The organism is Klebsiella sp. CSG-1 (assembly GCF_056521145.1).
This window is the reverse complement of the sequence record NZ_JBWNLD010000005.1, coordinates 405,784-426,996: the sequence shown is the minus strand read 5'-3', so window position 1 is coordinate 426,996 and position 21,213 is coordinate 405,784. Positions and strand designations below refer to the sequence as shown.

The following is a 21,213-nucleotide window of genomic DNA, read 5'->3' as shown; positions in this document are numbered from 1 at the left end:
TGCCGGGTGCGGGGAAAACCCAGTAACCACGCACGCTGGTACCGGTTTTACAACGAAAGGACTTTAATTGGGAATTTGTGACCTGGTGCAAATTCAAGAGCATAAAATTCGGACATAACTTGCAATAATTTTCATTATCGCCGACCTTAATAGTCATTAATTACGAAGCGCAAAAAAAATCGCAAATCCTCTCTTGCACAGCGAAATGATTAACTATGTTGATTCCGTCTAAATTAAGTCGCCCAGTCCGCCTTGAACACACCGTGGTTCGCGAGCGATTGCTGGCTAAACTTTCCGGCGCGAACAATTACCGTCTCGTGTTGGTCACCAGCCCCGCTGGGTACGGCAAGACAACGCTCATCTCTCAGTGGGCGGCGGGGAAAAATGAACTTGGCTGGTTTTCGCTGGATGAAGGCGATAACCAACAGGAGCGTTTTGCCAGTTATCTGATCGCCTCTGTTCAACAGGCTACCGGCGGCCACTGCGTGGCCAGCGAAACCATGGTGCAGAAACGCCAGTATGCCAGCCTGCCCTCGCTTTTCGCGCAGCTGTTTATTGAGCTTGCCGACTGGCAGCGCCCGCTGTATCTGGTGATTGATGATTATCATCTGATCAACAATCCGGTGATTCACGATGCGATGCGCTTCTTCCTCCGTCATCAACCGGAGAATATGACCCTGGTGGTGCTCTCGCGTAACCTGCCGCAGCTCGGCATTGCCAACCTGCGCGTGCGCGATCAGCTGCTGGAAATCGGCAGCCAACAGCTGGCATTTACCCATCAGGAAGCAAAACTCTTTTTCGACTGTCGTCTGGCTTCGCCGATTGAAGCTGAAGACAGCAGCAGGCTGTGCGACGACGTCGCCGGCTGGGCCACGGCGCTTCAGCTTATTGCTCTGTCCGCCCGCCAGAATAACTCCTCCGCCCACCACTCAGCCCGTCGTCTTGCCGGTATTAATGCCAGCCATCTCTCCGATTATCTGGTGGATGAGGTCCTGGATAATGTCGACGCGCGGACGCGTAACGTTTTGCTGAAAAGCTCGCTGCTGCGTTCAATGAACGATGCGCTCATCGTTCGCGTGACCGGGGAAGAAAACGGGCAAATGCAGCTGGAAGAGATTGAACGTCAGGGCCTGTTCATGCAGCGGATGGACGATTCCGGCGAATGGTTCCGCTATCACCCCCTGTTTGGCAATTTCCTGCGCCAGCGCTGCCAGTGGGAGCTGGCAACCGAATTACCTGAAATTCACCGCTCTGCCGCCGAAGGCTGGATGGCTCTGGGCTTCCCGAGTGAAGCCATTCATCATGCGCTGGCGGCCGGCGATGCGAAAATGCTGCGCGATATTTTACTGAATCATGCCTGGGGCATGTTTAACCACAGCGAACTGGGACTGCTCGAACAATCGCTGGCGGCGCTGCCGTGGTCAAACCTGCTGGAAAATCCGCGTCTGCTCCTGCTGCAGGCCTGGCTGATGCAAAGCCAGCACCGTTACAGCGAAGTCAACACCCTGCTGGCGCGCGCCGAGCAGGAGATGGACATGAAAATGGATACCGCGATGCATGGCGATTTCAACGCCCTGCGTGCACAGGTGGCCATTAATGCGGGCGATCAGGAAGAGGCCGAGCGTCTGGCCATGGTCGCGTTAGAAGAGCTGCCGTTGGCCAGCTACTATAGCCGAATTGTTGCGACATCGGTCCACGGTGAAGTGCTGCATTGTAAAGGCCAGTTAAGTAAATCTCTGGCGGTCATGCAACAGACGGAACAGATGGCCCGCCGCCACGATATCTGGCACTACGCGCTGTGGAGCATGATCCAGCAAAGCGAGATTCTCTTTGCCCAGGGCTTCCTGCAGGCCGCCTGGGAAGTGCAGGAGAAAGCTTTCCAGCTTATCCGCGAACAGCATCTCGAGCAGCTGCCGATGCATGAATTCCTGCTACGTATTCGCTCACAGCTGCTGTGGGCCTGGGCGCGGCTGGATGAAGCGGAAGCGTCCGCACGTAATGGCATGGATGTCCTGTCAAGCTATCAGCCGCAGCAGCAGCTGCAGTGTCTGGCCCTGATGGTGCAGTGCTCGCTGGCCCGCGGCGATCTGGATAACGCCCGCAGCCACCTCAACCGCCTGGAGAACCTGCTCGGTAATGGTCACTATCATAGCGACTGGGTATCAAACGCCGATAAAGTCCGGGTGATCTACTGGCAGATGGTCGGTGATAAAGCCGCGGCCGCCAACTGGCTGCGCCAGACGCCGAAACCGGAATTCGCCAATAACCACTTCCTGCAAAGTCAGTGGCGCAACATTGCCCGGGCGCAAATTCTGCTGGGTGATTTTGACTCGGCGGAAATGGTGCTGGAAGAGTTGAACGACAATGCCCGCTCTTTGCGTTTGATGAGCGATATTAACCGCAACCTGCTGCTGCTCAACCAGCTTTACTGGCAGGCGGGACGGAAAAGCGAAGCGCAAAAAGTCCTGCTGGAGGCGCTCGCACTCGCCAACCGCACCGGGTTTATCAACCACTTTGTGATTGAAGGCGAAGCCATGGCGCAGCAGCTGCGCCAGCTGATTCAGCTTAATACGCTGCCGGAGCTGGAACAGCATCGCGCCCAGCGCATCCTGCGCGATATCAACCAGCATCATCGCCACAAGTTTGCCCACTTTGATGAGGGCTTTGTCGAACGGCTACTGAGTCATCCGGAAGTCCCGGAACTGATTCGCACCAGCCCGCTGACCCAGCGTGAATGGCAGGTACTGGGGCTGATCTATTCCGGCTACAGCAACGAACAGATTGCCGGTGAGCTGGACGTGGCGGCCACGACCATTAAAACCCACATTCGTAATCTGTATCAGAAGCTGGGAGTCGCCCACCGCCAGGATGCGGTACAGCACGCCCAGCGGCTGCTTAAAATGATGGGATACGGCGTTTAACGCCGTTTAGCACAGTTCCAGCTGAAGGTTGTTGTCCGTAATCACCTTCAGTACGCCTGCCGGCGGCATCACATCGGTGTAGACCGCATCGACCATGCTGATGCTGCCCATATTCACCATCGCATTGCGGCCAAATTTCGAGTGATCCACTACCAGCATCACGTGGCGCGAGTTTTCAATAATCGCGCGTTTGGTGCGAACTTCGTGGTAATCAAACTCCAGCAGCGAACCGTCGCTGTCTACGCCGCTGATACCGAGAATGCCGAAATCAAGGCGAAACTGGGAGATAAAGTCCAGCGTCGCCTCGCCGATAATGCCGCCATCCCGACTGCGCAGCTCGCCGCCCGCCAGAATAATGCGGAAATCCTCTTTCACCATCAGCGTGGTGGCCACGTTCAGGTTGTTGGTGACGATACGCAGATCGTTATGCTCCAGCAGCGCATGTGCAACCGCTTCCGGCGTGGTGCCGATATCGATAAACAGCGTCGCGCCATCGGGGATTTGGCTGGCCACCTTGCGGGCAATACGCTCTTTTTCCTGCGTCTGGGTGGCCTTCCTGTCGTGCCAGGAGGTATTTACCGAACTGGAAGGCAGCGCGGCTCCGCCGTGGTGGCGCAGGATCATCTTCTGTTCGGCGAGGTCGTTCAGGTCACGACGAATGGTCTGTGGGCTGACGGCAAACTGCTCAACCAGCTCTTCCGTACTGACATATCCCTGTTTTTTTACCAGCTCGATAATGGCGTCATGACGTTGTGTTTGTTTCATGAAATATCCCTGGGATTATAAGACTCGCATAAAGGCGCTGTCGTTGCAGAGAGCCGGGTAAGACGGCCCTATGTTCGCTTTCGCACATGTTGCGTATCGACAAACGCCATCGCCAGCCCGGTCAGGAGACCCGCCACATGCGCACCGTTCGCAATCGACATGCCAAAAACATCAAACCATCCAGCAATTAACCACACTAAAGAGAAGAGTATCAAGCCACGCTGCAAATAGATGCCGCTTTGCGGATCCCGTTCTCCACGCAGCCAGACATAGCCCATCAGCGCATACACGACGCCGGATAACCCACCAAACCAGGGGCCGCTAAACTGGTGCTGAATAAACCCGCTTAACAAGGCGCTAATGACGGTAATGACCACCAGCTTGCCGCTGCCGATGCGTTTCTCCACCGCCCCGCCAAGGTACCACCACCATAGCAGGTTAAACAGGATATGCATCAGCGAGAAGTGCATGAAAGCATGGCTAAAGTAGCGCCAGACTTCAAATTTCAGCGACGGGTCATACGGCCAGGCCAGCAGCAACATTACCGGCTGGTCGCCGAGGATATTTTGCAGCGCAAAGACCGCAATGCAGACGAGCAGAATCGCCCATGTAAACGGCCCGGCGTTGTGGCGCAGGGTGGCAAAAAAGGGAAAGCGCTGGTAGCGCAGCCCGCTATTGGTGTGCCCGGATTGCCAGCTGGCCGCCAGATAACGCGGATCGGCAGGGTTTTCCAGGAAGCGAGCCAGTTCAGCCTGCACCCGCCCGGCCTGACTCTCATCGGCCAGCCAGACATCGCTCTGATCATGCTGCTGAATGGTCAGGATAACGCCCTGTGTCGCCATGTAGTCGACAAACGCCTGGGCCACACGCGGGTTAGCAAAAGAGGTAATCATTAACATACAGCGGATCGCTTATTCCACACAAAGGGGGCTAGTATATACGAGTTTGCAGGAGTGGCGCGCCCGGGACGTCCTTGAACAACACATCCGCAGCCATGCCATCTGAAACAAGACGGGAATAACGGTATGACGTGCTAACGCTTAAAGCGCGCCATGTTCCACTTCCGCCGGGAAATGACGATGCCACGCATCGAACCCGCCATCCACGCTGTAAACCTTGTCATAGCCCTGCTGTAGCAGATACTGCGCGGCGCCTTTACTGCTATTGCCGTGGTAACACATCACCATCACCGCGGTGTCAACGTCGTTATCGCGCATGAACGCGCCCAGCGTATCGTTGGTCAGATGAAACGCACCCGGCGTATGTCCCATCGCAAAACTCTGCGGATCGCGGATATCCACCAGCACCGCCATTGCCTGATGCAGTTTCTGGTGCGCTTCTTCAACATTGATACATTCAAAGTGGTCCATGTGCTCTTTCTCTATATAGCGGAATGATATTGCTGACCCGTTACCGGCCATGATTCTACTGCCTAGTTTACCGTCAGACGGGAAATAAACGCCAATATGTTACACGCATCACTCTGAAATGTTTTTTTGATGTTACCAATGGCGCGTTTGTTTGCTATATTGAGCGATAACGAACATTTATGAGCTTAAACGAAAGTGCCAGAGGTAGCGAACGTGGAAACCAAAGATCTGATTGTGATAGGGGGAGGCATCAACGGTGCCGGTATCGCGGCAGACGCCGCCGGGCGTGGTTTATCCGTACTGATGCTGGAAGCACGCGATCTCGCCTGCGCCACTTCCAGCGCCAGTTCGAAGCTGATTCACGGCGGGCTGCGCTACCTCGAACACTACGAATTCCGCCTCGTCAGCGAAGCGCTGGCCGAACGTGAAGTGCTGTTAAAAATGGCGCCGCATCTCGCCTTTCCGATGCGCTTTCGTCTGCCGCATCGCCCGCACCTGCGTCCGGCATGGATGATCCGTATTGGTCTGTTTATGTACGATCACCTGGGGAAACGTACCAGCTTACCCGGCTCAACCGGCTTGCGATTTGGCGCAGAATCGGTATTAAAACCTGAAATCGTGCGCGGTTTCGAATATTCCGACTGCTGGGTCGACGATGCGCGTCTGGTACTGGCTAACGCGCAGATGGTGGTACGCAAAGGTGGCGAGGTCCGGACCCGTACCCGGGCAATTTCGGCGAAACGTGAAAACGGCCTGTGGATTGTCGAGGCGGAGGATATCGATACCGGCGAGAAATTCACCTGGCAGGCCCGTGGCCTGGTCAATGCGACCGGCCCGTGGGTCAAACACTTCTTTGACGAAGGGATGCACCTGCGCTCACCGTACGGCATTCGCTTGATTAAGGGCAGCCATATTGTGGTGCCGCGCGTGCACACCCAGAAGCAGGCCTACATTCTGCAAAACGAAGACAAACGCATTGTGTTCGTGATCCCATGGATGGATGAGTTCTCGATAATCGGTACCACCGACGTTGAGTACAACGGCGATCCGCAGAAAGTGGCGATCGATGACAACGAGATCAACTATCTGCTGAACGCCTATAACGCACACTTCAAAAAGACGCTGTCCCGTGACGATATCGTCTGGACCTACTCCGGCGTCCGTCCGCTGTGCGACGATGAATCGGATTCGCCGCAGGCGATTACCCGCGATTACACCCTGGATATCCATGACGAACAGGGCCAGGCGCCGCTGCTGTCGGTATTTGGCGGCAAGCTGACGACCTATCGCAAGCTGGCCGAGCACGCGCTGGAAAAACTGACGCCCTACTACAAAGGCATCGGTCCGGCCTGGACCAAAACCGCGGTGCTGCCCGGCGGGGATATCGACGGTGACCGCGACGATTACGCGGCCAAACTGCGCCGCCGGTTCTCATTTATCAGCGAATCGATGGCGCGTCACTATGCCCGCACCTACGGCAGCAACAGCGAGCTGATCCTCGCAGAGGCGGCATCGATAGCGGATTTGGGTGAAGATTTTGGCCATGAGTTCTATGAAGCCGAGCTGAAATACCTGGTGGAGCATGAGTGGGTACGCACTCTTGAGGATGCCATCTGGCGCCGGACGAAACAGGGCATGTGGCTGAATGACCAGCAGCAGGCGCGGATCGGCGAATGGCTGGCGCAGCACGCGGGAAAGTCTGAGCTTTCGCTGGCGTCGTAAGCCACCACAACCTGCGCCTGCGGGGAGTTTACGCATAGAATGCATAAAAAACGGGGCCTGTGGCCCCGTTTTCACTGCGTAACCGGCTACAGCCTTACCGGGTCGATATGCCAGATATGGTCGGCGTATTCCTGAATCGTACGGTCAGAAGAGAAATAGCCCATGTTGGCGATATTATGCATCGCTTTCATCGCCCACTCTTCCGGATGACGATACAGCTCATCCACCTTATCCTGGCAATCCACATAGCTACGGTAATCAGCCAGCACCTGATAATGGTCACCGAAGTTGATCAGCGAATCCAGCAGATCGCGATAGCGACCCGGCTCCGACGGGCTGAACAGTCCGGTACCGATTTGCGTCAGCGCCTGATGCAGTTCCGGATCCTGTTCGTAAAATTCCCGCGGCTTGTAGCCGTTACGACGCAACGCCTCCACCTGTTCCGCGGTATTGCCGAAGATAAAAATATTATCCTCGCCCACGTGCTCCAGCATCTCGACGTTCGCGCCGTCCAGGGTACCGATGGTCAAGGCGCCGTTAAGCGCAAATTTCATATTACTGGTTCCGGAAGCTTCCGTACCTGCCAGCGAGATCTGCTCAGAAAGATCCGCCGCCGGAATAATCAGCTGCGCAAGGCTAACGCTGTAGTTCGGGACAAACACCACTTTTAGCTTATCGCCAATCTGCGGATCGTTGTTCACCACCGCCGCCACATCGTTAATGAGGTGAATAATGTGCTTGGCCATGTAATAAGCGGAGGCGGCTTTACCCGCAAAGATATTCACGCGCGGCACCCATTCGGCGTCAGGATCGGCCTTAATACGGTTGTAGCGGGTAATGACGTGCAGGACGTTCATCAGCTGACGTTTGTATTCGTGGATACGTTTGATTTGCACGTCAAACAGCGCTTTCGGGTTCACCACCACATTCAGCTGATGGGCAATCACGTTTGCCAGCCGCTGCTTGTTCTCCAGCTTCGCCTGACGTACGGCCTGATTCACCGTCGGATAGTCAATATGCTGCTCCAGCTCCTTGAGCTGGCTCAGATCGGTACGCCAGGTACGGCCGATGTTCTCGTCCAGCACCTTCGACAACGGCGGATTCGCCAGCGCCAGCCAGCGGCGCGGCGTCACGCCGTTAGTGACGTTAATAAAGCGCATCGGGAAAATCGTCGCGAAGTCGGCAAACAACGACTCCACCATCAGCCGGGAGTGCAGTTCGGAAACGCCGTTCACCTTATGACTAATCACCACCGCCAGCCATGCCATGCGCACGCGACGGCCGTTGGATTCGTCGATAATCGACGTGCGACTCAGCAGCGCGGTATCATTGGGATACTGCTCCTGCAGCGTCTTCAGGAAGTAGTCATTGATCTCGAAAATAATCTGCAAATGGCGCGGCAGAATTTTCCCCAGCATATCGACAGGCCAGGTCTCGAGCGCTTCACTCATCAACGTATGGTTGGTGTAGGAGAAGACCTGGCAGGTGACTTCAAACGCCTCATCCCAGCCGAACTTATGCTCGTCAATCAGCAGGCGCATCAGCTCCGGAATCGACAGCACCGGATGGGTGTCGTTGAGGTGAATCGCAATTTTGTCTGCCAGGTTAGCAAAGGTTTTATGCAGCTGATAATGGCGGTTGAGAATATCCTGCACCGTCGCGGAGACAAGGAAATATTCCTGCCGCAGACGCAGCTCGCGCCCGGAGTAGGTCGAGTCGTCCGGATACAGTACCCGGGAGACGTTTTCGGAATGGTTTTTATCTTCTACCGCCGCGAAGTAATCACCCTGATTAAATTTACCGAGGTTAATCTCGCTGCTGGCCTGGGCGCTCCACAGACGGAGCGTGTTGGTCGCGTCGGTATCAAAGCCCGGGATAATCTGATCGTAGGCTTCCGCCAGGATCTCTTCGGTTTCAACCCAGCGCGCCTGTTTACCTTCCTGCTGAATGCGTCCGCCAAAGCGCACTTTGTAACGCGTATTATGCCGTTCAAATTCCCACGGGTTGCCGTATTCGAGCCAGTAATCCGGGGACTCTTTCTGCCGCCCGTCAACGATGTTTTGCTTAAACATCCCGTAGTCATAGCGGATACCGTAACCACGGCCAGGCAGGCCCAGCGCCGCCAGCGAGTCGAGGAAACAGGCGGCCAGGCGCCCAAGACCACCATTGCCCAGCCCCGGGTCATTCTCTTCGTCAATCAGCTCTTCAAGGTTCAGCCCCATCTCTTCCAGCGCGCTGTTCACATCTTCGTAGATGCCCAACGACAGCAAGGCGTTCGAAAGCGTACGGCCAATCAGAAATTCCATCGACAGGTAATAAACCTGGCGTACTTCTTGAGAAAGCTGAGCGCGATTCGAGCGCAGCCAGCGCTCCACCATACGGTCGCGGACGGCAAACAGCGTGGCGTTGAGCCACTCATGCTTATTGGCGATGGCCGGATCTTTACCAATGATAAACATCAGCTTATAGGCAATAGAGTGCTTTAACGCCTCAACGCTCAGCGTGGGTGATGCATAGCTAAAGGGTACATTCATCGCAATGACTCCTGTGGTTACAGCAAGCGTTGATAAAGTTCGCGATAAGAGTGCGCCGCGACCTGCCAGCTAAAATCCATATTCATCGCCTGACGCTGAACGTAACGCCAGAGCGACGGGCGCGACCACAGCACGAACGCGCGCCGAATTGCCCGCAGCAGCGATAGTGCATTGCTGTCCTCAAAGACAAAACCGCTGGCCACGCCATCGGCCAGATTTTCCAGCGAACTGTCGGTCACGGTATCCGCCAGACCACCGGTACGCCGCACCAGCGGCAGCGTGCCGTACTTCAGGCCATACAGTTGTGTTAAGCCACAGGGCTCAAAACGGCTGGGAACCAGAATCACGTCGGCGCCCCCCATGATGCGGTGTGAGAAGGCCTCGTGATAACCAATCTGCACGCCGACTTTGCCCGGATGCTCGGCGGCCGCAGCGAGGAAACCTTCCTGGAGTACCGGGTCCCCTGCGCCAAGCAGCGCCAGTTGCCCCCCCTGCTCAAGCAGGCCCGGCAGCGCTTCGAGAACTAAATCCAGCCCTTTCTGGCTGGTCAAACGGCTGACCACGGCGAACAGCGGGGCTTTGTCGTCTACTTTCAGCCCCATCGCGATTTGCAGCTGGCGCTTGTTCTCCGCTTTGTCCTCAAGGCGATCGCGGTCATAACGCGACGCCAACAGCAGGTCACTCTCCGGGTTCCAGATGCCCGCATCCACGCCGTTCAGGATCCCCGATAGCCGCCCCTCGTGCTGGCGCTGACGCAGCAGCCCTTCCATGCCGTAGGCAAATTGCGGTTCGGTTATTTCCCGCGCGTAGGTCGGACTGACCGCCGTAATATGATCGGCGTAATAGAGCCCGGACTTGAGGAACGAGATCTGGCCGTTGAACTCCAGGCCATGCATGTTATAGAACGACCACGGCAGTTCGATCTCATTCATGTGCCAGGAGTAGAACATCCCCTGATAGGCCAGATTGTGTACCGTAAAGACCGATTTCGCCGGTCGTCCACGCGCGGCCAGATAGGCTGGAGTCAGGCCCGCATGCCAGTCGTGAGCATGCACGACATCAGGACGCCAGAAAGGGTCCAGCCCGCAGGCCATCTCGCTACCTACCCAACCCAGCAGCGCAAAACGCAGCACGTTGTCGGTGTAAGCATGTTGGTTGGTATCGTGGTAAGGGCTCCCTGGGCGGTCGTAGAGATGCGGGGCATCAATCAAATAGATCCCCACGCCGTTATAGTGACCAAACAGCAGCGTCATGCGTCCGGCAAAAGTATCCCGCCGCGTCACCACCTGCGCATCGGTGACGCCACGGCGAATGTCCGGGAACGCCGGCAGCAGCACGCGCGTATCAATACCTTCAGCGATTTGCGCCGCAGGTAGCGCGCCGATCACATCCGCCAGACCGCCGGTTTTTAACAGCGGGAACATCTCTGAACATACATGTAAGACCTGCATTATCGCTCCTGTTTATGCCCCAACTTCCGCAACATATCACGCGTAACCAGCACGATGCCTTCCTCTGAACGGTAGAACCGACGCGCATCCTCTTCCGCGTGTTCGCCGATCACCATGCCCTCAGGAATCACGCAGGCACGATCGATTACGCAGCGGCGCAGGCGGCATGAGCGCCCCACCCACACTTCTGGCAATAAGACTGCCGAATCAATATTACAGAATGAATTCACGCGCACGCGCGGGAACAGCACCGATTGCACCACCACGGAGCCGGAGATAATACAGCCGCCGGAAACCAGCGAGTTCAACGTCATACCGTGACTCCCCGAGCGGTCCTGAACGAACTTCGCGGGCGGCAGAGACTCCATATGGGTGCGAATCGGCCAGTTCTGATCATACATGTCCAGCTCCGGCGTCACCGAAGCCAGGTCCAGGTTCGCTTTCCAGTAGGCTTCAAGCGTACCCACATCGCGCCAGTACGGTTCCGCATCCGGGTCAGACTGCACGCAGGAGAGCGGGAATGGATGTGCATAAGCCATGCCAGCTTCGGTTATCTTCGGAATAATATCTTTGCCGAAATCGTGGCTGGAGTTTTCGTCGTTATCATCTTCAGTCAGCAGTTCATAAAGATAATCCGCATCAAAGACATAGATCCCCATGCTGGCCAGCGATTTGGTCTCATCGCTCGGCATCGCCGGCGGCGTCGCCGGTTTTTCGACGAATTGGATAATTTTATCGCTTTCATCCACCGCCATAACGCCAAAGGCGGATGCCTCTTCGATGGGCACCGGCATACAGGCCACGGTGCAGCGAGCCCCTTTTTCGACGTGATCGATCAACATGCGCGAGTAGTCTTGCTTGTAAATATGATCGCCGGCGAGGATCACCACATACTCCGCTTTGTAGCGACGAATGATATCGAGGTTCTGCGTCACCGCATCCGCCGTGCCGCGATACCAGTTTTCGCCATGCACCCGCTGTTGCGCTGGCAGTAAATCGACGAACTCGTTCATTTCTTCGCTGAAAAACGACCAGCCGCGTTGGATATGTTGCACCAGAGTGTGCGATTGATACTGGGTGATGACGCCGATGCGGCGAATACCTGAGTTAATGCAGTTAGATAATGCGAAATCAATTATGCGAAACTTACCGCCGAAATGGACAGCCGGTTTTGCACGCTTAATAGTTAAGTCCTTAAGCCGGGTACCGCGTCCACCCGCAAGAATCAACGCAACGGTTTTGATGGGGAGCTGACGCGCCAGCATCAACGGATCGTTCTTTTCTAGCCTAACCATGATTAACTCCTTTTGACATCCCAGCCTTCCTGTCCCTCTCACCGCGCAGCGGCCGCGAGTGCAACCGGAAGCTTCAGGGCTTACGACCTTTGAAATACGCACACTCCGTGCGCGGGCCCATGCCAGACAGCCATGACGACCGGATTATCCTCTCCGGCGAAAGGAGGAACGGCGTGCCACTCCCCCTCAGGTAATTCCATATGTGCCACCTCTGGGGTGGCATTCACCGTCATTAACCAACGGCCAGACAGCAAAATTTGCAGACGCGCGGTGCCGTGCTGCCATTCATCGGCAGTTAACGGTTGCGCATACTGGTTTAGCCAAACAACATTGCCGTCCCCTTCCTGCCACCAGTGGTTACTGGTTAATGCCGGTATGCATCGACGCAGATGAATGAGCGCGGCGGTAAATGCCGTCAGCCCGCTATTTGCCTGGTTCCAGTCAAGCCAGGTCAATGCGTTGTCCTGACAATAGGCGTTATTGTTGCCGTGCTGGCTATGACCATGCTCGTCACCCGCCAGCAGCATCGGCGTGCCCTGCGCCAGCAGCAGCGTCGAGAGCAGGGCATGAACGCTGTCCCGACGCCGCTCAAGCACATCAAGACTCCCCCCTGTTCCCTCTATACCATGATTGCTGCTGTAGTTATTGTTAGTCCCATCGCGATTCTCTTCACCATTCGCCTCATTATGTTTCTGATTGAAACAAACGCAGTCGCGCAGGGTGAAGCCATCGTGGGCGGTGATCAGGTTCACCGCCGCAGCGGGCTGGCGACCGTTACGCGAAAAGAGATCGCTGGACGCAGCAAAACGCCGGGCAAACTCGCCCAATGAGACGCTTTGTTGTAACCAGAAGCGCCTGGCGACATCGCGAAAATGGTCATTCCATTCGGCAAACAGCGGTGGGAAGTTCCCCACCTGATAGCCACCGGCGCCAATATCCCAGGGTTCAGCAATCAGCTTCACGGCCGCCAGCTGCGGATCGTTACGGATCGCTTCAAACAGCGGCGCATCCTGGCGAAATTCCGGCGTGCGTCCCATCACCGAGGCCAAATCAAAGCGAAAACCATCGACGTGGCACTCATCGACCCAAAACCGCAGACACTGGCGGGCATACTCCACCACGTCCGGCTGGCTGAGATTGAGCGTATTTCCACAGCCGGTCCAGTTGTAGTAATCCCCGTCTTCTCTGATCCAATAATAGTTACGGTTATCGATTCCGCGCAAAGAGAAGGTCGGCCCTTCAAGATCAATTTCAGCACTGTGGTTCAGCACTACGTCGAGGATCACTTCAATACCCGCCGCGTGCAGCGCCTTTACCGCATCGCGAAACTCATCCAGCGCACGCGCAGGCTCGCTGGCATAGCGCGGATCGAGCGCGTACATCGCCATTGGGTTATAGCCCCAGTAGTTGCTTAACCCCATTCTCTGCAGGCGCGGTTCGCTGGCAAACTGCGCCACCGGCATCAGCTCCAGCGCCGTAATACCAAGGGTCCTGAAGTAATCGATCATCACCGGGTGACCCAGCGCTTTATAGGTGCCGCGAATCGACTCCGGCAGCCCGGGATGCAGCCAGGTCAGCCCTTTAACATGGGCCTCATAGATAACCGTCTGGCCCCAGGGGGTCCCCGGCGGCGCATCGTTCTGCCAGTTGTAACGCAGATCCACAACCTGCGACTTTGGCGCAATCGCCGCGCTGTCACGATGATCGGGAAAAAGATCGCCTCCGTGGAGACGCTCATCATCGGGCAGTACGCCCTCAACCCGGTGACAGCACGGGTCGAGCAGCAGTTTGGCCGGATTAAAGCGGTGCCCCTGCGCCGGATCCCACGGCCCATGCACACGGTAGCCGTAGAGCAGACCCGGCCCGGCGGCAGGAAGCCAGCCGTGCCAGATATTGCCCGTGCGCGCAGGTAAATCGAACCGCTGCTCATTGCCTTGTGCATCAAACACGCAGAGCTCCACTCGCTCGGCATGGGCGGAAAAGAGCGTGAAATTCACCCCCTTTCCGTCATAGCTTGCCCCCAATGGCGAGGGTTTTCCGGCCGCCAGTGTCGTCATTCTGCCTCCCGTACCAGCCAGACGGTCGCCAGCGGCGGTAGCGTAATCGAGAGAGAATGCTCACGCCCGTGACTGGCGATGTCCTCACTTTCCACGATGCCGCCGTTACCGGTGTTGCTACCGTGGTAATGCATCGAGTCGGTGTTCAGCTCTTCACGCCAGCGCCCTGGCTGGTTAATCCCGAACCGATAGCCGTGACGCGGCACCGGCGTGAAGTTGCTGGCAACGATAATCTCATTGCCGGCCTTATCGCGACGGACGAAGACAAATACCGAGCGCTCATGATCGTCCACCACCAGCCATTCAAAGCCATAGGGGTCAAAATCCAGCTCGTGCAGCGCTTTATGGTGACGATAGGTATGGTTCAGATCGCGTACCAGGCGCTGGACGCCGTGATGCCAGTTATCGCCGCCTTCCAGCAGATGCCAGTCCAGGCTACCGTCGTGGTTCCATTCCCGCCCCTGGGCAAATTCATTGCCCATAAACAGCAGTTTTTTCCCCGGGAAAGCAAACATCCAGCCGTAGTAGGCGCGCAGGTTGGCAAACTTCTGCCAGGCATCGCCGGGCATCCGGTCAAGAATCGATTTTTTGCCGTGAACCACTTCATCGTGTGACAGCGGCAGGACGAAGTTTTCGGTGTAGTTGTAGAGCATCCCGAAGGTCATCTTGTCGTGATGATGACGACGATAGATGGGATCGAGCTTCATGTAGTCGAGGGTGTCATGCATCCAGCCGAGGTTCCATTTGAACCAGAAGCCAAGACCGCCCGTTGAAGACGGTCGTGAAACCCCGGCGAAGTCGGTGGACTCCTCCGCCATCGTGACCGCTCCCGGCGTCTGCTCGCCGAGCACGCGGTTGGTATTGCGCAGGAACTCGATCGCTTCGAGGTTTTCCCGGCCACCGTACTCATTGGGCACCCACTCACCCTCTTTGCGGCTGTAGTCGCGGTAGATCATTGACGCTACCGCATCCACGCGCAGGGCGTCGATCCCGAAGCGTTCAATCCAGTACAGCGCGTTACCGACCAGGAAGTTGCTGACTTCCCGGCGACCGTAGTTGTAGATCAGCGTATTCCAGTCCTGGTGATAACCTTCACGCGGGTCGCTGTGTTCATACAGCGCGGTACCGTCGAACGATGCCAGCGCAAAGTCATCCGACGGGAAGTGGCCCGGCACCCAGTCGAGAATGACGTTCAGACCCGCGGCATGGGCGGCATTCAGGAAGTAGCGGAAGTCTTCACGGGTGCCAAAGCGGCGGGTCGGCGCGTACAGCCCGGTCGGCTGATAGCCCCAGCTGCCGTCGAACGGATGTTCGTTTACCGGCAGCAGCTCCAGATGGGTGAAGCCCATCCACTTCGCGTAGGGCACCAGTTGATCGGCCAGTTCGCGGTAGCTCAGCCAGAAGTTGTTATCGGTATGGCGACGCCAGGATCCCAGATGGACTTCATAAATCGAAATCGGTGCATCAAACTGATTGGCCTGTTTACGGGACTGCGGCTGTTCGATCTTTTCCGGCAGACTGCAGATAAGCGAGGCGCTTTCCGGACGCATCTGCGCTTCAAAAGCATAAGGGTCAGACTTCACGCGCAGATGGCCGTGGGCGTCAATCAGTTCAAATTTATACAGCTGGCCATTATGCGCCCCAGGCACAAACAGCTCCCAGATGCCGGACTCTTTGCGCAGGCGCATCGGATGGCGGCGGCCATCCCAGTAGTTGAACTGCCCGACAACGGAAACCCGACGGGCGTTCGGCGCCCAGACGGAAAAGCGCGTGCCGGTGACGCCGTCCATCGTGTCGGCGTGCGCCCCCAGCGTTTCATAAGGCCGCAAATGGGTCCCTTCTGACAGCAGCCAGACATCAAGATCCTGCAGCAGCGGACCAAAGCGATAAGGGTCGTCAATCAGATTTTGCTGGCCATGCCAGGTGACCGCCAGCTGGTAACGAAAAGGATTTTTTCGCCGCGGCAGAACGCCGCTAAAGAATCCGCGTGAGTCGAGGCATTCGAGCTTGCCGACTTTGCGCCCGGTTTTCGGTTCAATAACCCATACATCGGTGGCATCGGGTAATAATGCGCGTACTTCCAGCCCGGCATCGGTTTGATGCATGCCAAGTACGGAAAAGGGATCCGCAAAATGGCCGGAAATAAGCGCATTAATCACGTCTCTATCGATACGATTAGACATGGTTTCATCCTGTTGTAAGTGTCGCCCTTTCCTGTATCTGGCGACTTTTTTTGACCTGAACGGTGCAGCACACTGTGCATCCTCCTGCTCCGTCCCACCTTCAGGTAAGGCAACGTTGTCGTTCCTTACTTAAAGCATAGCCAAGGCTGTCTTACCTCCGTTGGAAAAATCTGACATCCGCGTGTACTCCTTGTATTACGCAAAAAAAAGGAGGTGTAAAACACCCCCTTTTTTGTTCATCCAGTTATCAAGCCAGCTGGCGCAACATGCGTCGCAGTGGCTCGGCGGCGCCCCACAAGAGCTGGTCACCGACGGTGAAAGCCGACAGGTATTCCGGCCCCATATTCAGCTTACGCAGACGACCCACTGGCGTGGTCAGGGTGCCGGTGACGGCGGCCGGGGTCAGCTCACGCATCGTAATATCACGATCGTTCGGTACGACTTTGGCCCACGGGTTGTGTGCGGCCAGCAGTTCTTCCACGGTCGGGATAGAGACATCTTTTTTCAGTTTGATAGTAAACGCCTGGCTGTGGCAGCGCAGCGCGCCAACGCGTACACACAGGCCATCGACCGGAATGACTGACGAGGTGGCGAGAATTTTGTTTGTCTCAGCCTGACCTTTCCACTCTTCGCGGCTCTGGCCGTTATCCAGCTGCTTGTCGATCCATGGGATCAGACTGCCTGCCAGCGGCACGCCAAAGTTATCCACCGCCAGGTCGCCGCTGCGGGTCAGCGCCGTCACTTTGCGTTCGATATCCAGAATGGCGGACGCCGGGTTCGCCAGCTCTGTCGCCACGTGGCTATGCAGCTGGCCCATCTGGGTCAGCAGCTCACGCATGTGGCGCGCCCCGCCGCCGGATGCCGCCTGGTAAGTGGCCACGCTCACCCACTCCACGAGATCCTGGGCAAACAGGCCGCCGAGGGACATCAGCATCAGGCTGACGGTACAGTTGCCGCCAACAAACGTTTTCACGCCATTATTCAGACCGGCGGTAATCACATCCTGGTTTACCGGATCAAGAATAATGATGGCGTCGTCTTTCATGCGCAGCGAAGAGGCGGCGTCAATCCAGTAACCCTGCCAGCCGCTTTCACGCAGCTTCGGATACACGTCGTTGGTATAATCCCCGCCCTGGCAGGTCACAATAATGTCCAGTGCCTTCAGCGCGTCCAGATCAAACGCGTCCTGCAGCGTACCGCCGGTGCTGCCACCAAAAGAGGGAGCCGGCTGCCCCAGCTGAGAGGTGGAGAAAAAAACAGGGCGAATGGCGTCGAAGTCGCGCTCTTCAACCATGCGTTGCATGAGTACAGAGCCGACCATTCCGCGCCAGCCGATAAAACCAACATTTTTCATAACGTATTTCCTGGGAGATGTGTGCTGTTTGTGCCTAGCCAGTTTCCTGCTGGATCATCCCTCACATTACAAAATGCTGCTAAAGTCGCAAGTGAAATTAATCAATGATTGCGCGGCAATCAGAAAAGCAACTTATTGAACGCAGTTTCTGCCGACATCGGTACCCAGAAAAACCGCAAAGATTATCGGGGAAATGGTCGTGGGAAGGGAATATTTTCCGCCGCTTTTTTATTGATCTGGATTATGGATCTGCGCAGAAATTTAGCGATATCGCGCCGGTTGAGAAAGCGGAGAAAACCAGGCCTGATACGGCCTTATGAGGATTAATCCTTTCGTCTCATCGCTCAGCAGAGACGTTTTTTTTGCGCTATTGGAGGGGCGATTTGCCCGGCCTCGCGTCGCTCGGCCGGACAATCTCAGCGGCGTTTAGCTTAACAACGTAAACGCGATCATACCGACGATGGCACCGGTGGTGCCGAGGATAGTTTCCATCATCGTCCAGGTTTTCAGCGTCTGCGCTTCGGTGGCGCCGGTAAATTTCCCGAACAGCCAGAAACCGGCGTCGTTCACGTGGCTCACTACGATGGAACCGCCCGCGATACAGATGGAGAGCGCCGCCATCTGCGCACCGCTGTAGTTCAGCTGCTCGATGACCGGCATGACCAGCCCCACGGCCGTTAAGCAGGCAACGGTCGCAGAACCCTGGATAATACGCACCGCCGCCGCCAGCACGAAGCAGGTAATGGCGATAGGTAATCCCATGCCCGTCAGCGCTTCACCGAGCGCCGGCCCTACGCCGGAGTCAACCAGCACCTGTTTGAAGACGCCGCCGGCGCCGATAACCAGCAGGATAATCCCCGCAGGCTGCAGCGCATGACCGCAGATCTCCATCACCCGATCTTTCGCCATCCCCTGACGTATCGCCAGACCATAGATAGCCACCAGACATGCGACCAGAATCGCGGTGAACGGATGGCCGATAAACTCAAACCATTCGTAAGCGCTGGAGCCAACCGGCACAAAACGCGCGGCGATGGTTTTCAGCCCCACCAGCACCAGCGGCAGGAGAATCAGCGACAGGCTAAAGGCAAAAGACGGCATCTTGCCTTCACCCAGGCTTGGTTCGCTAATATCGTCAGGAATATGCAGCTCAACGTAGCGGCTGATGAAGTTGCCCCACAGCGGCCCGGCGATAATCATTCCCGGAATCGCCGCACACAGACCAATCAGGATCATCCAGCCAAAGTCAGCATGCATTTGCGATGCCAGCAGCATCGGCGCCGGCCCGGGCAGCAGGAACGCCGCCGCGGCCGCCACGCCTGCAAACAGCGGGATAACCAGTTTCACCAGGTTGGTACCGGTATGGCGCGCCATGGAGAAGGCCACGCTGATCAGCAGCACGATCGCCACTTCAAAAAACAGCGGCAGCGCGCAGATAAGACCGGCGAGGCCAATCGCGTAATGAGCACGGCTGTGGCCGAAAGATTTCAACATCTTGACGGCAATCTGATCGACAGCGCCGGTTTCATGAAGAATCTTGCCAAACATCGCCCCGAGTGCCACGACGATCGCCAGGAAGCCCAGCGTCCCGCCCATCCCTTTTTCCATCGTCGCCGCAATTTTATCCAGCGGCATTCCGGAAAAGAGACCGGCACCAATAGAAACCACCATCAAAGCCACGAAAGCATGCATACGCGCCTTCATGACTAAAAACAGCAGCAGCAAAACGGAGCCCACTGCTGTTAAAACAAGCGTTAATGTACTCACTAGTTACTGCCTTTGTTGATCACCTCAATGGTGCTCGCGACCACGCCTTCCAGCGATTGATCAATATCGACGATTAAAACATCGCCTTCGTCTGCGCCTGGTTCCTGCAGCGTTTCAAACTGGGTCACCAGCATCTGGGTTTTAAAGAAATGGCCTTTACGCGCTTTCAGACGGCTTTCAATCAGGTCGAAATCGCCTTTCAGGTAGACGAAAGAGAGATTCGGATTGCCCTTACGAAGAATATCGCGATAGCTCTTTTTCAGAGCGGAACAGACGATCAGCGAGACTTTATTTGTACGCTGCATGGCAAAAGCGGCGTCGTTCAGCGCCTGCAGCCACGGTGTACGATCATCGTCGTTTAACGGTTCGCCGGAGGCCATCTTGTTGATGTTGCTACGCGGGTGCAGAAAGTCACCATCGAGAAACGCGGCATGCAGCTGATGCGCCACTTCGCTGGCAACAGCGGATTTACCACTGCCGGAAACGCCCATCAGGACATAGACGTGGTGATCATGGTTAGTCGTGCTCAAAGCTTCCTCCCACTGGACACATATACCAAGCCGTACTGGCTGCAAGAATACAGCGTGAAAGACTCGTATACAGATTGATTGTTACGGGTAACTGTTATCGGTAACATTGTCATGCCGGACTCAGGGATAAGCAATCACCATTCGTGCCAGAAATGAATATGTGTGATCTACTTCAAACTTGTCAGTCTAAATTGATCCGCCCGGTGACAATGTGAAACCTAAATCTAACATCTTCGGCGTCACGACTTCACCCCGAATGCGGGCCAGCAGCCGTTCGGCTCCAATGCGTCCCATTCGCTCGCGCGGGGTCAGCACGCTGGCCAGCCGCGGTTCCATCACCTGCCCAATATCATGGCCGTGGAAACCGGCGATCGCCATATCGTCCGGAATTTTCAATCCCAGGCGCTGACACTCAAAAGCGGCACCGACCGCAAGGTCATCGTTGGTACAGAAGATCCCATCGAGCTGCGGATATTCGCGACGCGCCTGGCGCATCAGCTCGATCCCTGACGAATAGGACGAAGATTGTTCAACCATCACGCTATACGGCGTCATGCCGGCATCGCGCATCGCCTGTTCGTATCCCTTTTGCTTGATGATAGTACGTTCATCAAGACGCGCCCCCAGATACGCCACGTGGCGATGGCCGCGGGCAATAATCGCTGCGGTCATCTGGCGTGCGGCATCAAAGTTATCAAAACCGACGGCGATATCGAGGCACGGCGACTGGCTGTCCATCAGTTCAACCACCGGGATACCGGCAACTTCGATCATTTTCAGCGTGCGAGGGGTATGGGTACGTTCGGTGAGAATCAGGCCATCAATGTTCCATGAGAGCATGGATTCGAGACGCTTTTCTTCCATTTCCGGCTTATAGCCGTAGTGCGCGAGCATCGTCTGGTAGCCGAAGGCATCGGTGACGCTTTCAATCCCACGCAGCACTTCCGAGAAGACCTGGTTGGTCAACGAGGGCAGCAGCACACCAATGGCGCGACTGGTGGCATTAGAGAGGATATCAGGCGCACGATTGGGAATGTAACCCAGTTCATCGAGTGCAGCGGCAATCTTGCCACGCAGGGCCTCGGAAACCTGTTCCGGGTTACGTAAAAAGCGACTGACCGTCATTTTGGTCACGCCGACAAGATCGGCTACATCCTGCAGTACGGGTCTTTTCTTTTTCATCGTCCTGACTGTGATAACGGGGGAGACATTTTCCCAGTTTATCACGGACAAAGCGCAACCTTCCCAAACATCCGGGAAGGCT

14 protein-coding genes are annotated in these 21,213 nt (G+C 56.2%); 2 read left to right on the top strand and 12 right to left on the bottom strand.

The window, feature by feature from the left end; translation table 11 throughout:
- Positions 1–215 precede the first annotated feature (215 nt).
- Positions 216–2,921, top strand: a complete 2,706-nt coding sequence (gene malT, locus AC007G_RS15225; protein ID WP_032690435.1) for an HTH-type transcriptional regulator MalT — start codon at positions 216–218, stop codon at positions 2,919–2,921.
- A gap of 6 nt (positions 2,922–2,927) precedes the next feature.
- On the opposite strand, the gene AC007G_RS15220 is transcribed toward malT, so the two are convergent.
- The 3 genes from AC007G_RS15220 to glpE form a co-directional block, all read right to left on the bottom strand.
- A complete protein-coding gene (locus tag AC007G_RS15220; protein ID WP_004868507.1) occupies positions 2,928–3,686 on the bottom strand; it encodes a DeoR/GlpR family transcriptional regulator in 759 nt (252 codons plus the stop codon).
- A 68-nt stretch (positions 3,687–3,754) separates the two neighbouring features.
- Positions 3,755–4,585, bottom strand: coding sequence for a rhomboid family intramembrane serine protease GlpG (glpG, locus tag AC007G_RS15215; RefSeq protein ID WP_032690434.1), 831 nt, complete (start codon positions 4,583–4,585; stop codon positions 3,755–3,757).
- A gap of 141 nt (positions 4,586–4,726) precedes the next feature.
- Entirely contained in the window at positions 4,727–5,056 is a 330-nt protein-coding gene (glpE, locus tag AC007G_RS15210; RefSeq protein ID WP_032690433.1) for a thiosulfate sulfurtransferase GlpE, read from the bottom strand.
- Between the two features lie 213 nt (positions 5,057–5,269).
- Between glpE and glpD the strand changes: the two genes are divergently transcribed.
- Complete coding sequence (glpD, locus tag AC007G_RS15205; protein ID WP_032696907.1) at positions 5,270–6,778, top strand: glycerol-3-phosphate dehydrogenase; 1,509 nt, start codon at positions 5,270–5,272, stop codon at positions 6,776–6,778.
- An 86-nt stretch (positions 6,779–6,864) separates the two neighbouring features.
- Here glpD and glgP read toward each other — a convergent pair whose 3' ends face one another.
- The 9 genes from glgP to gntR form a co-directional block, all read right to left on the bottom strand.
- A complete protein-coding gene (gene glgP / locus AC007G_RS15200) occupies positions 6,865–9,312 on the bottom strand; it encodes a glycogen phosphorylase (protein WP_032690431.1) in 2,448 nt (815 codons plus the stop codon).
- Between the two features lie 17 nt (positions 9,313–9,329).
- Entirely contained in the window at positions 9,330–10,763 is a 1,434-nt protein-coding gene (gene glgA / locus AC007G_RS15195) for a glycogen synthase GlgA (protein WP_004868519.1), read from the bottom strand.
- Positions 10,763–12,058 (bottom strand): glucose-1-phosphate adenylyltransferase, encoded by a 1,296-nt coding sequence (gene glgC, locus AC007G_RS15190; protein WP_479466620.1) that lies wholly within the window; start codon positions 12,056–12,058, stop codon positions 10,763–10,765. The genes glgA and glgC overlap by 1 nt, the downstream gene beginning before the upstream one ends.
- Positions 12,059–12,138: 80 nt before the next feature.
- Positions 12,139–14,115 carry a glycogen debranching protein GlgX gene (gene glgX, locus AC007G_RS15185; RefSeq protein WP_032696910.1) on the bottom strand — a complete coding sequence of 659 codons (1,977 nt, stop codon included), beginning with the start codon at positions 14,113–14,115 and terminating at the stop codon, positions 12,139–12,141.
- Positions 14,112–16,298, bottom strand: coding sequence for a 1,4-alpha-glucan branching enzyme (glgB, locus tag AC007G_RS15180; protein WP_099973055.1), 2,187 nt, complete (start codon positions 16,296–16,298; stop codon positions 14,112–14,114). Before glgB ends, glgX begins: the two co-directional genes overlap by 4 nt.
- A gap of 247 nt (positions 16,299–16,545) precedes the next feature.
- The gene (gene asd, locus AC007G_RS15175) at positions 16,546–17,652 is read right to left on the bottom strand and encodes an aspartate-semialdehyde dehydrogenase (protein WP_004868528.1); all 1,107 of its coding nucleotides are present in this window, start codon (positions 17,650–17,652) and stop codon (positions 16,546–16,548) included.
- Between the two features lie 426 nt (positions 17,653–18,078).
- Complete coding sequence (gntU, locus tag AC007G_RS15170) at positions 18,079–19,419, bottom strand: gluconate transporter (RefSeq protein WP_032690426.1); 1,341 nt, start codon at positions 19,417–19,419, stop codon at positions 18,079–18,081.
- Positions 19,419–19,949: a gluconokinase gene (gene gntK / locus AC007G_RS15165; protein WP_004868532.1), complete on the bottom strand. Its 531-nt coding sequence runs from the start codon at positions 19,947–19,949 to the stop codon at positions 19,419–19,421. Before gntK ends, gntU begins: the two co-directional genes overlap by 1 nt.
- A gap of 186 nt (positions 19,950–20,135) precedes the next feature.
- Positions 20,136–21,131 carry a gluconate operon transcriptional repressor GntR gene (gene gntR / locus AC007G_RS15160; protein WP_004868533.1) on the bottom strand — a complete coding sequence of 332 codons (996 nt, stop codon included), beginning with the start codon at positions 21,129–21,131 and terminating at the stop codon, positions 20,136–20,138.
- Between the last annotated feature and the right edge of the window lie 82 nt (positions 21,132–21,213).